Consider the following 13,205-nt stretch of genomic DNA (forward strand, 5'->3'; position numbering starts at 1 on the left):
GGCCCCGGGGCGGCCCGACCCGGGGGCCGTTCAGGCGCCCCCGGGTGCCCCTGCGCCCCCGGCGGCCACCGGGCGCATGGCCGCCAACAGGTCGCGGACCACGTCCGCGCCCCGCAGGCTCAGCACCGACTCCGGGTGGAACTGGACCCCGGCGAAGCCGCCCGCCGCGCTGCGCAGGGCGTGCACCTCGTACGTCGCCGGGTCGCGGGAGACCTCCACGCCCGCCGCGGCCAGCCGGGCCGCCGCCGCGTCGTCGCAGCGGGCGGTGTAGGTGTTGTAGAAGCCCACCACCTCCGGGCTGCCGAACAGGTCGACGGTGGTCTGCGCCCCCTGCGCCGGCTCGGCCTTGCGCACCAGCGGCAGTCCCAGCTCGGCGGCCAGCAGCTCGTGGCCCAGGCAGACGCCCAGGATCCCGCCCCGGTGCGTGGCCAGCAGCTCCCGGGCCAGACCCCGCAGGAGCCGCATCCGGGGGTCGGCGGCGTCCGCCGGGTCGCCCGGGCCGGGGCCCAGCACGACCGGGCCCGTCCACGCGAGGGCGGCGGCGCGCAGCCCCGGATCGTCGTAGCGGCGTACGGTCACGTCCAGCCCGCAGACCCGCAGCACGTGCGCCAGCATCGCGGTGAAGGTGTCCTCCGCGTCGATGACCAGCGCGTGCCCCGCGGCCACCGCGGGCCGGTCCTGCATCCGGAGCCAGAACGGCGCCAGGTCCCGGCGTCGAGCCGCCAGCGCCGCCTGCACCCGGGGGTCCTCGCCGAGCCGGACCGGGCCGGCGACGGGCCGGGGCGCCGCCGGTCGCACCCCGAGGGCGGCCAGTACCCCGGCGGCCTTGGCGTGCGTCTCGGCCACTTCGCCCGCCGGGTCGGAGTGCCGCACCAGCGTCGCGCCGACCGGGACGCGCAGGGCGCCGTCGGCGTCGATGTCGGCGGTGCGGATCAGGATGGGGGAGTCCAGGCTCTGCGTCCCGTCGGCGTCGCGGCCCAGCAGGGCGAGCGCGCCCGCGTAGTAGCCGCGGCCGCCGGACTCGTAGCGCTCGATGACGCGGCAGGCGTTCTGCACCGGTGAGCCGGTGACGGTCGCCGCGAACATCGTCTCGCGCAGCACCTCCCGCGCGTCCAGGGTCGAGCGTCCGCGCAGCTCGTACTCGGTGTGCGCGAGGTGGGACATCTCCTTCAGCCGCGGTCCGACGACGACCCCGCCCCGGTCGGCGACCGTGCACATCATCTTGAGCTCCTCGTCGACGACCATCGACAGCTCCTCGGTCTCCTTGCGGTCGCCGAGGAAGGCGAGCAGGGACTCGGCCGTGGGTCCGCCGGCGGGATAGCGGTAGGTCCCGCTGATCGGATTCATCACCACCGTGCCGCCGGTCATCCGCACGTGGACCTCGGGGCTGGCCCCGACCAGGGTCCTGGTGCCCGTGTGCACGACGTACGTCCAGTACGCGCCCCGCTCGGCCACCAGCAGCCGCCGGAACAGCGCGAGCGCGTCGGCCCGGCCGAAGTCCGGGATGCTGCCGCCGTAGGTGCGCCGGATGACGAAGTTGGCGCCCTCGCCGCGGCCGATCTCGTCCTCGATGACCCGCCGCACGGTGGCGGCGTAGTCCTCGTCCGATACGTCGAAGCCGCCGCCCTCGACCCGCACCTCGTGGTCGGGCAGGGCCGCCAGGGCCTCGGCGAGCGGGACCGCGTGCAGCTGCTCGGCGACCAGCACGCTCAGCGGGGTGCCGTCGTCGCGCACGTCGAAACCGCGCTCGCGGATCTGCCGGAACGGCACCAGGGCGAGCGTGGGCAGGTCCCCGAGCGGGAGGTCGGCGAGCCGCTCCACCTCGTGGACCGGGCCGGTCAGCACCTCGACGGTGTCGTGGTCCAGGCCGGGGGTGCGCCGGCGCAGCAGGGCGAAGGGCGGGGCGTCGTCGTCGAGCAGCCGGTCGAGCAGCTGGCTGAAGGGGTGGTGGTTCATGGGTCGGGCTTCCTTCCGGTGGGGTACGTGGAGGGAGCGGCCCGGAAAACACCGAAGGCCGCCCCCGGGGGCGGCCTTCGCGTCTGTTCGGTGGGTACGCGAGTCAGTGGGCCGCCAACGGAGCGGTCCACCACCAGTTCTGGTTCGAGTGCGCGTACATGTCCGGCACCCTAGCCCATGCCCCGCGGCGCGCGGCAGATCTCCGTCTCACGATCTGATCGCCGGGCTGGACGGTGCGTGTGACGACGTAATGTGTACGAGGTGACCGTGAACGCTGAAAACCAAGCCCCCGCCGCCAAGGCGACCTGGCGAGACCTTCCCGCGGCGCAGCAGCCTTCGTACCCCGATGCCGAGGCTCTGCGCGCTGTCGTCGCGGACCTCGAGTCGTATCCTCCGCTCGTCTTCGCGGGCGAGTGCGACCAGCTGCGCGCCCGACTGGGAGCCGTCGCCAAGGGCGAGGCGTTCCTGCTCCAGGGCGGCGACTGCGCCGAGGCATTCGACGGGGTCTCCGCCGACCACATCCGCGCCAAGCTGAAGACGCTGCTCCAGATGAGCGCCGTCCTGACCTACGCGGCCTCGGTGCCCGTGGTCAAGATCGGCCGCATCGCGGGCCAGTACTCCAAGCCGCGCTCCAAGGACACCGAGACCCGCGACGGCGTCACGCTGCCGACCTACCGCGGCGACTCGGTCAACGGCTTCGCCTTCACCGAAGAGGCCCGGATCCCGGACCCCGAGCGGCTGAAGCGGATGTACCACGCCTCCGCCTCGACCCTGAACCTCGTGCGCGCCTTCACCACCGGTGGTTACGCGGACCTGCGCCAGGTGCACGCCTGGAACCAGGACTTCGTGAAGGCCTCCCCGTCCGGGCAGCGCTACGAGCAGCTCGCGCGGGAGATCGACAACGCGCTGAACTTCATGAAGGCCTGTGGCACCGACCCGGCCGAGTTCAAGGCCGTGGAGTTCTACGCCTCCCACGAGGCGCTGCTCCTCGACTACGAAGGTGCGCTGACCCGCACCGACTCGCGCACCGGCAAGCTCTACGACACCTCGGGCCACATGGTCTGGATCGGCGAGCGCACCCGCCAGCTGGACCACGCCCACATCGAGTTCTGCGCGCAGATCGCCAACCCGATCGGCATCAAGCTCGGCCCCACGACCACCGTGGACGAGGCGCTGACCTACATCGACCGCCTCGACCCGGAGCGCATTCCGGGCCGGCTGACCTTCGTCGTCCGCATGGGCGCCGACAAGGTCCGCGACAAGCTCCCCGAGCTGGTCGAGAAGGTCACCGCTTCGGGCACGACCGTCGCGTGGATCACCGACCCGATGCACGGCAACACCTACGAGGCGGCTTCCGGCCACAAGACGCGCCGTTTCGACGACGTGCTCGACGAGGTCAAGGGCTTCTTCGAGGTGCACAAGGAGCTCGGCACGCACCCGGGCGGCATCCACGTCGAGCTGACCGGTGACGACGTCACCGAGTGCGTCGGCGGCGGCGACGAGATCTTCGTCGACGACCTGCACCAGCGCTACGAGACGGCCTGCGACCCGCGGCTCAACCGCAGCCAGTCGCTGGACCTGGCGTTCCTGGTGGCCGAGATGTACCGCGACCAGTAGGGGTCGCGATCAGTAGGTGGCTTCCCATGAGGGTGGGGCGCGGATCGATGTGATCCGCGCCCCACCGTCGTATCCAGGCCTTTTAGGGAACCCTAAGTTTGGGTAGGGTTAGGTAAGCCTCACCGAATCGGGGGGTTGCCCCAGGTCCGGGAGGTGAACCGCGTGTACGTCTGCTCTTGCTTCGGCATCACGGACAAGCAGGTCAAGGCCCACGCGGACGCGGGCGCGTGCACGCCCCGCCAGATCGCCTCGGCCACCAAGGCCGGAACCGACTGCGGCTCGTGCGTACGGACCATCCAGGGCATCCTCGGCCGGGGCGCGTGCCCCCGCCGCGAGCTGCTGGAGAAGGGCGACGCCGCCGCCGTGCTGGCCGCCGACCCGATCCTCACCGTCGCCGACGAGGTCCTCGCCCCGGCTGCGTGACGCCCGCGGCGTTTTTCCCCTCCGCGGTGCCCGTTCGGTCCGCGCCACCCGTTCGGGCTAGCTCTCCGGCTGCTCCAGCAGCTGCGCGATGTAGAGCGGCTCGCCGATCTGCTCGATGATCTCCAGCTGGGTGTCGAGGTAGTCGATGTGGTGCTCCTCGTCCTCCAGGATCTCCTCGAACAGGCGCGCCGAGGTGATGTCGCCCTTGCCGCGCATGACCTCGGCGCCGCGCTTGAGGCGGTCGATCGCCTCGACCTCGACCTGGCGGTCCGCCTGGAACATCTCCGTCAGGGTCTGGCCGACCCGGACGTGGAAGAGCCGCTGGTAGTTCGGCAGGCCGTCGAGCATCAGGATGCGCTCGGTGATCTTGTCCGCGTGCTTCATCTCGTCGATGGACTCGGCACGGGTGTACTTGGCGAGCTTGGTCCAACCCTTGTTGTCCTGGATGCGGTAGTGCAACCAGTACTGGTTGATCGCGGTCAGCTCGCCGGTCAACTGCTCGTTCAGGAATTCGAGAACCTCGGGGTCGCCCTGCATGGCAGCGGGCTCCTTCCAAGTGGTGTGACGGGGCAGGTGCGCGCATCCTCGCACCGCCGTCCGGGGGCGTCCAGTAAGTGCCTCCTTAGTGGGAGTTACTCGGACTTGCCCGAATCGGTCCAGACCTGGTCATGACCACCCCGGCCAGTCTGTCACCATGGAGTCATGGGTCAGCCGGAAAGCCGCGAAACTGCGGAAGCAGCGCAGCTTGAGCTTCCTCCGGGACAGCGATTGCAGCGGGGCTGGCCGGTCACCCACTACGGTCCCGTGCCCAAGTTCAAGCCGGACCGCTGGGAGTTCAGGGTCTTCGGCGCCACCGCCGACGGTGACAAGCACTGCTGGAACCACGAGGAGTTCTCGGCCCTGCCGTTCTCCTCCGTGACGGCCGACCTGCACTGCGTGACGAAATTCAGCATGGCCGGAGCCGAATGGGGTGGTGTGCTCACCCGTGCGCTGCTGGAGCTGGCGCCGCCCGCGCCGACGGCCACCCACGTGATGGTGTGGGCCGAGTACGGCTTCAGCTCGAACCTGCGGCTCGCCGATTTCGCCTCCGAGCGGGCCCTCTTCGCCACCCACCAGGGCGGCGAACTCCTGACCGCCGAACACGGCTTCCCGCTGCGGCTGGTCGTCCCGCACCTGTACGCCTGGAAGGGCCCCAAGTGGGTCCGCGGCATCGAGTACATGACCGCCGACCGGCGCGGTTTCTGGGAAGAGCGCGGCTACCACAACATCGGCGACCCCTGGCGCGAGCAGCGCTACTCCTACCAGGAGGAGCCGGGCGACGGCCCGGAGCTCTGACCGAAGAGCGGGTCCCTCGACCCCCGCGCGTCAGTGCAGCTCGCGCAGCTCCTTGAGCAGCGCGACGTCCGCCGCGTGCCCCTCCTTGCCGCCCGGCGTCTCGATGACCAGCGGTACGCCGTCCATCGCCGGGTGCGAGAACAGCTCGGCGAAGGCCTCGCGCCCGATGTGCCCCTGGCCGATGTTGGCGTGCCGGTCCTTGTGGGCCCCCACGCCCTCCTTGGAGTCGTTCGCGTGGATCAGCTTCAGGCGGCCCTCGCCCACCGTGTCCACCAGCAGGTCCAACGTCTGCTTCGTCCCGCCCGGTTCCGCCAGGTCGTGTCCGGCCGCGAAGATGTGGCAGGTGTCCAGGCAGATCCCGAGCTTGGGGTGGGCGTCGAGCGCCTCGAAGTACGGGCCGAAGTCCCAGGTCCGTGAGCACAGCGAGAAGCCCTGCCCGGCCGTCGACTCCAGCAGCAGGAAGGGGTCGTCGTCGTGCGTCAGCTCGTCCAGCAGCGGCAGCATGTGCTCCCTGACCTGCGCGTACGCCAGCTCGCGCGGGCGGCCGCCGGTCGCCGAACCGGTGTGGACGACCACGCCGCGGGCGCCGATCTCGCGCCCCCGGCGCAGCGAGTGGCGCAGCGACTCCACCGACTTCTCCACCGTCGCCTCGGTGTGCGAGCCGAAGTTGATCAGGTACGGGGCGTGCACGTAGACCGGGATCGCGTCCTGCGCGCACCCCTCGCGGAACAGCTCGTCCTGCGCCGGGTTGCCGACCGGGGTCGCCCAGCCCCGCGGGTTGGCGACGAAGACCTGGACGGCCTCGGCGTCCATCTCCCGGGCGTACGTCAGCCCGACCGAGGCGAGCCCGCCCGCGACGGGCACGTGCCCGCCCACCGGATTGCGCACCGCGCCCGGCGCGTGCGTCCGCTGCGTCCCGGTCCCGCTCATCCCTACAGCCCCTTGGTCTTGACGGTGATCGTGCTGCCCTCGGGGGCGCTCTGGCCGGCCGGCACCGACTGGGTGTCGACGGTGTTGCTGAAGGAGAGGAACGGCCGTTCCACCTTCACCTTGAAGCCCGCGCCCTCCAGCGCCCGCTTCGCGGCGTCCGCGTCCTGGCCGACGACGTTCGGCACCGGGACCTGACGCGGCCCCTTGGAGACCGTCAGCGTCACCGTGTCGCCCGCGGCCGCCTGGGCGCCCGCGCTCAGCGACTGGTTGGCGACCGAGCCCGCCGGGCTGGCCGAGTTGACCTGCTCCGGCGCGACCTCGACCTTGAGGCCGAGCCCTTCCAGCCCGGCGCGGGCCTGTTCGACGCCCGCGCCGACCACGCTGGGCACCTGGACCGGGCGGCCCTTGCTGACCACCAGCGCCACCGCCGCGTCCGGGGCCAGCGGCTTGCCGCCCTCGGGGTCGCTGCTGATCACCGCGCCCTGCGGGAGGTCCTGGCTGAAGGCCTGGCTGACGATGCCGGGCGCGAGGCCCGCCTTGGTCAGCTCCGCCTTCGCGGCGTCGAGCGGCTTGCCCTTGACGTTGGGCACGAGGACGACCTGCGGGCCGCGGGAAATGACCAGCGTCACCGCGCCGTTGCCGCGGATCCGCGCGCCGCTCTCCGGGTCGCTGTTCATCACGGTGCCGCGCTCGACGGTGTCGCTGAACTTGCGGTCGACCCCCTTCACCCCGAGGCCCGCCGCCGACAGCTGGGCGCGGGCCTGCTCCTCGGTCTTGCCGAGCAGCCGCGGGACCTGGGTGAACTGACCCGCGCTTATGTACCAGACCCCGGTGCCCAGGCCCAGGGCCAGCAGGATCCCGGCGATGACCAGGTACGTGCCGCGCCGGGGGCGGGATCGGCGCACCGCGCGCGGGCGCCCGGTCCCGGGCGGCGGGCCGGGGTGCTCCAGCCGGGAGGTGTGCTCCGCCGGCGCGGCCGTCGGGGCGGTGCGCGGGATCACACCGGTCCGGTCCTCGGCCGCGGTCCGCTCCTCGGCGCGCGCCTGCGGCGGTACGGTGTCCAGCTCGCCGTCGGTCAGCGCGGACCGGGCCTCGCGGACCAGGGCGAGCAGCGCCACCGCGTCGTAGGGGCGCAGCTCGGCGTTGCGGGCGCAGGCGGTGGCGACCAGCTCGTCCAGCGCCACCGGAAGCCCGGGGACGGCGGCCGACGGGGGCGGCACGTCCTCGCCCAGATGGCGGAAGATGACCTCGGCCGGGGTGCCGCCGGTGTGCGGCTTGGTGCCCGTGAGCATCTCGTACAGGACGACGCCGCAGGCGTAGACGTCGACGCGGGCGTTGGTGAGCCCGTTCTCGATCTGCTCGGGGGCGAGGTAGGAGACCGTGCCGAGGACCGAGCCGGTGGTGTCGGTGACGGAGTCGACGCTGCGGACCAGGCCGAAGTCGGCGACCTTCACCCGGCCGTCGTCGCCGATCAGGACGTTCTCGGGCTTCACGTCCCGGTGCACCAGCGCGGCGCGGTGGGCCGCGCCGAGTGCGGCCAGCATCGGCTCCAGGATGTCCAGCGCGGCCCGCGGCCGCAGCGCGCCGCGCTCGCGGAGCACGTCGCGCAGGGTGCAGCCGGAGACGTACTCCATGGCGAGGAAGACGAACGGGCCGTCCGTGCCCTGGTCGAAGACGCCGACCACGTTGGGGTGCGCGAGCCGGGCCACGGACTTGGCCTCGCGGATGAACCGCTCGACGAAGGCGCCGTCGGCGGCGAGGGCCGGGTGCATCACCTTGAGCGCGAGCACGCGGTCGAGGCGGGTGTCCACGGCCCGGTAGACCGTGGCCATCCCGCCGACCGCGATGCGGGCGTCGATGCGGTAGCGGCCGTCGAGCACGCGCCCGACGAGGGGGTCGTCCAGGGTCGTATCCACCCGGCGATTCTACGAGGGCCCCGCCGGCCCCGATCGCCGGTCCCTTCCTCTTGCGCACCTGTGACGGTGCGGCCCCCTCAGAACGCCGGGCGCTCCGGGTCCAGGGTCGCGCGGCCCTCGGCGGGGGAGGAGGCTTCGGCGAAGTGGCGGCGCGGGATCCGGCCGGCGCGGTGGGCCAGGCGACCCGCCGTCACGGCGTCCCGCATGGCCGCCGCCATCAGCACCGGCACCTGCGCCCGGGTCACCGCCGAGGCCAGCATCACCGCGGCGCAGCCCAGCTCCATCGCCAGGGCCGCGTCGGACGCGGTCCCGGCCCCGGCGTCCAGGACCACCGGCACCCCGGCCCGCTCCACGATCAGCTCGAAGTTGTGCGGGTTGCGGATGCCCAGCCCGGACCCGATCGGCGAGCCGAGCGGCATGATCGCCGCGCAGCCCACGTCCTCCAGCTTGCGGGCGAGCACCGGGTCGTCGTTGGTGTACGGCAGGACCGTGAAGCCCTCGTCGACCAGGGTCTCGGCGGCGTCGAGCAGTTCGACGCCGTCGGGCAGCAGGGTCCGCTCGTCGGCGACGACCTCCAGCTTGATCCAGTCGGTGCCGAGCGCCTCGCGCGCGAGGCGCGCGGTCAGCACGGCCTCGCCCGCGGTGAAGCAGCCCGCGGTGTTGGGCAGGACGGCGATGCCGAGCCGGTTCAGCACGGACAGCACGGATCCCTGGACGGTGGGGTCCAGGCGCCGCATCGCGACGGTCGTGAGTTCGGTGCCGGAGGCGATCAGGGACCGTTCCAGGACGTCGAGGCTGGGAGCGCCGCCCGTACCCATGATCAGGCGGGACGAGAAGGTCCGGCCGCCGAGGACGAAGGGGTCGTCGGTCGTGGTGGCCGTCGTGTCGGGGGTCATGGTTCAGCCTCCCTGGACCGCGGTGAGGACCTCGACGCGGTCGCCGTGGCCCACCGGGGTGGCGGGCCACTGGCCGCGCGGGACCACGGTCTCGTTGAGCGCGGCGGCGACCCCCTTGGGCGCGGCGGTCAGGGTGGCGACGACCGCGTCGAGGGTGGTGCCCGCGGGGAACGCGCGGGGCTCGCCGTTGACGGAGACGACCGGGGCGCCGGGGGTGCCGGGGGTGTCTGAGGTGCCGGAGACGGTCATGCGGGGGACTCCTCGCGTACGGCGTAGAAACGGCGCGGGCTGAAGGGGCGGGCCACCTCGGGCAGTTCCCCGGTGGTCAGTACGTCGGCCAGCACGTCGCCGGTGATCGGGGTGAGCAGCACGCCGTTGCGGTAGTGCCCGGTGGCCAGGTGCAGCCCCGGCAGCTCGGTCGGGCCGAGCAGCGGGGCGTTGTCGGGGGAGCAGGGGCGCAGGCCCGCGCGGGTCTCGGTGAGCGGCAGCTCGGTGATCCCGGGCACCAGCTCGTGCGCGTCGCGCAGCAGCTCGTACACCCCGCCCGCGGTGACGGTGGTGTCCCAGCCCAGCTCCTCGCTGGTGGCGCCGACGACGAGCTCGCCGTTCTCGCGCGGGACCAGGTAGACGTGGCTGCCGCGGACCACGGCCCGCACGGTCCGGGACAGGAAGGGCGCGTAGGCGGGCGGCACGGAGAGCCGCAGCACCTGCCCCTTGACCGGGCGTACGGGGGGCAGCGCCCGCGGCGGTACGCCGGCCAGCCTGCCGCTGAGGCTGCCCGCGGCCAGCACCACCTGGTCGGCGGCCAGCGCGGTGCCGTCGTCGAGCAGCGCCCCGGCGGCCCGGTCGGCGGTGACGGTGAGCCGGGTGGCGGCCGCCCGGTGGATGTCCACGCCGGCCCGTTCGCAGGCGGCCAGCAGGGCGGCCGCGAGCCGCCGGGGGTCGACCTGGTGGTCGCCGTCCACGCGCAGCCCGCCGCGCACGCCCGGCGCCAGCATCGGCTCCAGGCGGCGGCACTCGCGGCCGGTCAGCCACTGCGCGTCCAGGCCGCAGCGGCGTTGGAGGGCGTGCAGCTCGCGCAGGTGGACCCGGTCGTCGGCGTCGAGGGCGACGGCGAGGGTGCCGCAGGCGCGGTAGCCGATGTCCAGGCCGCCGCTCGCGTCGGCGAGCTCCGCGGCGAAGGCCGGGTAGCGCTCGGCGGAGGCGAGGTTCAGGCCGAGCAGGGTCTCCTCGCCGTAGTGCAGCTCGGTGACGGCGGCGAGCATGCCGGCCGCGACCTGGGCGGCGCCGCCGCCGGGCGCCGGATCGGCCAGGGCGGTGCGCAGCCCGCGCCGGGCCGCCCGCCAGGCGGTGACCAGGCCGATGATGCCGCCTCCGATGACGAGGACATCACGTCCCCGGCCGGAATCTCCGCCGGAATTTCCGTAAGAATGCATGGGCGTCCAGCCCCTCCCTTCGCCGGCATGACCCGGATCAGGTTCGTACGGTCGGAGGCCGTCCAGCCTCCCTCTCAGCCCGGTCCGCCGGACTCCCGCGATAGGTACGGTGGCCAGACTAACCCCGCTGCCGGGGCCCGGTAAGGCTGCCTCCCTATTCCTGACGGACCGTCAGATGATTAGGCTGGGCGCCGTGAACGAGCAGACGTACGAGCAGGCGCACGAGCAGACCGAGCGGACGCGGGAGCGGACGGACCCGGCCCGGGCGGCCGCGGCCCCACCCGCCGTGGTGATCGTCGGCGCCGGCATGGCCGGGGTGCAGACCGCGGTGGCCCTGCGGGAACAGGGCTTCACCGGCCCGGTGACCCTGCTGGGCGCCGAACCCCACCAGCCCTACGACCGGCCCCCGCTCTCCAAGGCCGTCCTCCTCGGCAAGGCCGAGGGCGCCGCCTTCGACGTGGACTTCGAGGGCCTCGACATCGACCTGCGGCTCGGCGTCGAGGTCACCGCCCTGCGCGCCGCCGACCACGCGCTCGACACCACCGCGGGCCCCGTCCCCTACGGCGTCCTGGTCCTGGCCACCGGCGCCGAGCCGCTCACCCTGCCCGGCACCGAGGGGGTCCCCGGCGTCCACCTGCTGCGCACCCTCGACGACGCCGAACGGCTGCGGCCGGTGCTGGCCACCGGGCCCGAGGTCGTGGTGGTCGGCGCCGGCTGGATCGGCGCCGAGTTCGCGACCGCCGCCCGCGGGGCGGGCTGCTCCGTCACCGTGGTCGAGGCCGCCGACCGGGTCCTCGCCGGGGCCCTGCCCGCCGAGGTCGCCGCCCCCATGGCCGACTGGTACGCCCAGGCCGGGGCCCGCCTGATCACCGGGGCCAAGGTCGCCGGCATCGAAGCGGGCGCGGCCGGCGCCCCGGGCCGGGTGCTGCTCGCCGACGGCCGCGAGCTGCCCGCCGCCGCCGTGGTCGTCGGCATCGGCGCCCGCCCCGCCACCGGCTGGCTGGCGGGCACCGCGGTGGAGCGCGGGAGCGACGGCTCGATCACCGCCGACGCCCACCTGCGCACCTCCCTCCCCGACGTGTACGCCGTCGGGGACTGCGCCTCCTTCCCGTCCGCGCGCTACGGCGCCCGGCTCCTCGTCCACCACTGGGACAACGCCCTGCAGGGCCCGCGCACGGTCGCCGCCCACATCCTGGCGGAGCTCGCCGGGGAGCCCGCCGCCGTCTACGACCCCGTCCCGTACTTCTGGTCCGAGCAGTTCGGCCGCTTCGTCCAGTACGCCGGGCACCACGCCGGGGCCGACGCCCCGCTGTGGCGCGGGGACCCGGCCGACGCCACCTGGTCGGTGTGCTGGCTGCGGGCCGGGGCGCTGGTGGCGGTGCTCGCCGTGGGCCGCCCGCGCGACCTGGCGCAGGGCCGCAAGCTGATCGAGTCCGGGGCGCGGGTGGATCCGGACAAGGTGGCGGACCCGACCGTTCCGCTCAAATCCACGGTCCTGTAGCGCGCCGGAGGGCCGGGCGGGCCCCCACCCGGCCCGCCCGACTACCGACTGTCAGCCCCGGATGGCAGGCTTGTCCTCGTGACCGAGATTGACGCAAAGATCGAAACCCTCGTCCCCGCCTGGCTCTACCTCCCCGACATCGCGGAGATGCTGGGCGTCGAGGTGACCAAAGTCCGACAGATGGTGAAGGAAGGCCAGCTCATCGCGGTGCGCCGCGGCGAGAACCGTTCCCTCCAGGTGCCGGCCGCCTTCATCGACGGCGACAAGGTCGTCAAGGGCCTCGTCGGCCTGCTGACCGTGCTGCGCGACGACCGCTTCTCCGAGGACGAGATCCTGGAGTGGCTGTTCACCGCCGACCCCACCCTGCCCGGCACCCCCGTGCAGGCCCTGAGTGAGAATCGGGGCACGGAGGTGAAGCGCCGCGCTCAGGCGCTCGCCCTCTGACCTGATCCGCTCCACGTGGCGTGCGGGCCCGCCCACGGCCCGTACGCCACGACCATCACGGGGGTTTTCCCATGCAGCAGCTGTCCGATGCCCGGCTCTACCTGTGCACGGACGCCCGCAAGCGGCAGGGTGACCTCCCCGAGTTCCTCGACGCCGTCCTCGCGGGCGGGGTCGACATCGTCCAGCTGCGCGACAAGGGCATGGAAGCGGGCGAGGAGCTGGAGCACCTCCAGGTCTTCGCCGAGGCCGCCCGGCGGCACGGCAAGCTCCTCGCCGTCAACGACCGCGCCGACGTGGCCCACGCCATCGGCTCCGACGTCCTGCACCTGGGGCAGGGCGACATCCCCGTCCCCGCCGCCCGCGCGATCCTCGGCGCCGGCGTGCTGATCGGCCGCTCCTGCCACGCCGAGTCCGAGGTGGACGCGGCCGTCGCCGAGCCCGGGGTCGACTACTTCTGCACCGGTCCCTGCTGGCCCACCCCGACCAAGCCCGGCCGCCACGCGCCGGGGCTCGACCTGGTCCGCTACACCGCCTCCCTCGGCCAGGACCGCCCCTGGTTCGCCATCGGCGGGATCGACGCCACCAACCTCGACGAGGTGCTGGACGCGGGCGCCGACCGCGTAGTGGTGGTCCGCGCGATCACCGGGGCCGACGACCCGGGCGCGGCCGCCGCGGCCCTCGCCCAGCGGGTCCGCGCACGCCTGAGCTGACGTACTGCCCGCCGCCGCCCCGCCATTTCGCCCCGACATCT

The 13,205-nt window shown here is 73.4% G+C and carries 13 protein-coding genes and 1 riboswitch; of the genes, 6 read left to right on the plus strand and 7 right to left on the minus strand.

The features are described from left to right. Positions 1–30 precede the first annotated feature (30 nt). The gene (locus ACIQWR_RS28985) at positions 31–1,956 is read right to left on the minus strand and encodes an anthranilate synthase family protein (RefSeq protein ID WP_404015394.1); all 1,926 of its coding nucleotides are present in this window, start codon (positions 1,954–1,956) and stop codon (positions 31–33) included. A 261-nt stretch (positions 1,957–2,217) separates the two neighbouring features. Between ACIQWR_RS28985 and ACIQWR_RS28990 the strand changes: the two genes are divergently transcribed. Together ACIQWR_RS28990 and ACIQWR_RS28995 are read left to right on the plus strand one after the other, a co-directional pair. Further along, on the plus strand, positions 2,218–3,573 hold the full coding sequence (locus ACIQWR_RS28990; RefSeq protein ID WP_399266894.1) for a class II 3-deoxy-7-phosphoheptulonate synthase: 1,356 nt from the start codon (positions 2,218–2,220) through the stop codon (positions 3,571–3,573). 153 nt (positions 3,574–3,726) lie between these two features. Continuing rightward, complete coding sequence (locus ACIQWR_RS28995) at positions 3,727–3,996, plus strand: (2Fe-2S)-binding protein (RefSeq protein WP_385780962.1); 270 nt, start codon at positions 3,727–3,729, stop codon at positions 3,994–3,996. Positions 3,997–4,053: 57 nt separating this feature from the next. Here ACIQWR_RS28995 and bfr read toward each other — a convergent pair whose 3' ends face one another. Then, complete coding sequence (gene bfr / locus ACIQWR_RS29000; RefSeq protein WP_399266896.1) at positions 4,054–4,533, minus strand: bacterioferritin; 480 nt, start codon at positions 4,531–4,533, stop codon at positions 4,054–4,056. 165 nt (positions 4,534–4,698) lie between these two features. Between bfr and ACIQWR_RS29005 the strand changes: the two genes are divergently transcribed. Further along, positions 4,699–5,331 carry a sulfite oxidase-like oxidoreductase gene (locus ACIQWR_RS29005; protein ID WP_404015399.1) on the plus strand — a complete coding sequence of 211 codons (633 nt, stop codon included), beginning with the start codon at positions 4,699–4,701 and terminating at the stop codon, positions 5,329–5,331. 30 nt (positions 5,332–5,361) lie between these two features. On the opposite strand, the gene ACIQWR_RS29010 is transcribed toward ACIQWR_RS29005, so the two are convergent. The 5 genes from ACIQWR_RS29010 to thiO all read right to left on the minus strand — a co-directional run bounded on the left by ACIQWR_RS29010 (position 5,362) and on the right by thiO (position 10,509). After that, positions 5,362–6,261, minus strand: coding sequence for a deoxyribonuclease IV (locus ACIQWR_RS29010; RefSeq protein ID WP_404015401.1), 900 nt, complete (start codon positions 6,259–6,261; stop codon positions 5,362–5,364). Between the two features lie 2 nt (positions 6,262–6,263). After that, on the minus strand, positions 6,264–8,177 hold the full coding sequence (gene pknB, locus ACIQWR_RS29015) for a Stk1 family PASTA domain-containing Ser/Thr kinase (protein ID WP_404015404.1): 1,914 nt from the start codon (positions 8,175–8,177) through the stop codon (positions 6,264–6,266). Between the two features lie 77 nt (positions 8,178–8,254). Beyond that, positions 8,255–9,073 (minus strand): thiazole synthase, encoded by an 819-nt coding sequence (locus ACIQWR_RS29020; RefSeq protein WP_404015407.1) that lies wholly within the window; start codon positions 9,071–9,073, stop codon positions 8,255–8,257. 3 nt (positions 9,074–9,076) lie between these two features. Beyond that, a complete protein-coding gene (thiS, locus tag ACIQWR_RS29025; RefSeq protein WP_404015410.1) occupies positions 9,077–9,322 on the minus strand; it encodes a sulfur carrier protein ThiS in 246 nt (81 codons plus the stop codon). Then, the gene (gene thiO / locus ACIQWR_RS29030; RefSeq protein WP_404015414.1) at positions 9,319–10,509 is read right to left on the minus strand and encodes a glycine oxidase ThiO; all 1,191 of its coding nucleotides are present in this window, start codon (positions 10,507–10,509) and stop codon (positions 9,319–9,321) included. Before thiO ends, thiS begins: the two co-directional genes overlap by 4 nt. After that, a riboswitch (TPP riboswitch) is annotated at positions 10,507–10,618 on the minus strand. It overlaps the preceding gene by 3 nt. Before the next feature lie 66 nt (positions 10,619–10,684). Here thiO and ACIQWR_RS29035 point away from each other — a divergent pair. From ACIQWR_RS29035 to thiE, 3 genes are all read left to right on the plus strand, one after another. Continuing rightward, complete coding sequence (locus ACIQWR_RS29035; protein WP_404015416.1) at positions 10,685–12,010, plus strand: NAD(P)/FAD-dependent oxidoreductase; 1,326 nt, start codon at positions 10,685–10,687, stop codon at positions 12,008–12,010. A 78-nt stretch (positions 12,011–12,088) separates the two neighbouring features. Continuing rightward, positions 12,089–12,454 (plus strand): Rv2175c family DNA-binding protein, encoded by a 366-nt coding sequence (locus ACIQWR_RS29040; protein ID WP_385780984.1) that lies wholly within the window; start codon positions 12,089–12,091, stop codon positions 12,452–12,454. A gap of 71 nt (positions 12,455–12,525) precedes the next feature. Continuing rightward, complete coding sequence (gene thiE / locus ACIQWR_RS29045; protein ID WP_404015419.1) at positions 12,526–13,164, plus strand: thiamine phosphate synthase; 639 nt, start codon at positions 12,526–12,528, stop codon at positions 13,162–13,164. The last annotated feature ends 41 nt before the right edge of the window (positions 13,165–13,205 follow it).

The sequence above is a fragment of the Streptomyces sp. NPDC098789 genome, from assembly GCF_044759975.1.
Classification (GTDB): Bacteria; Actinomycetota; Actinomycetes; order Streptomycetales; family Streptomycetaceae; genus Streptomyces.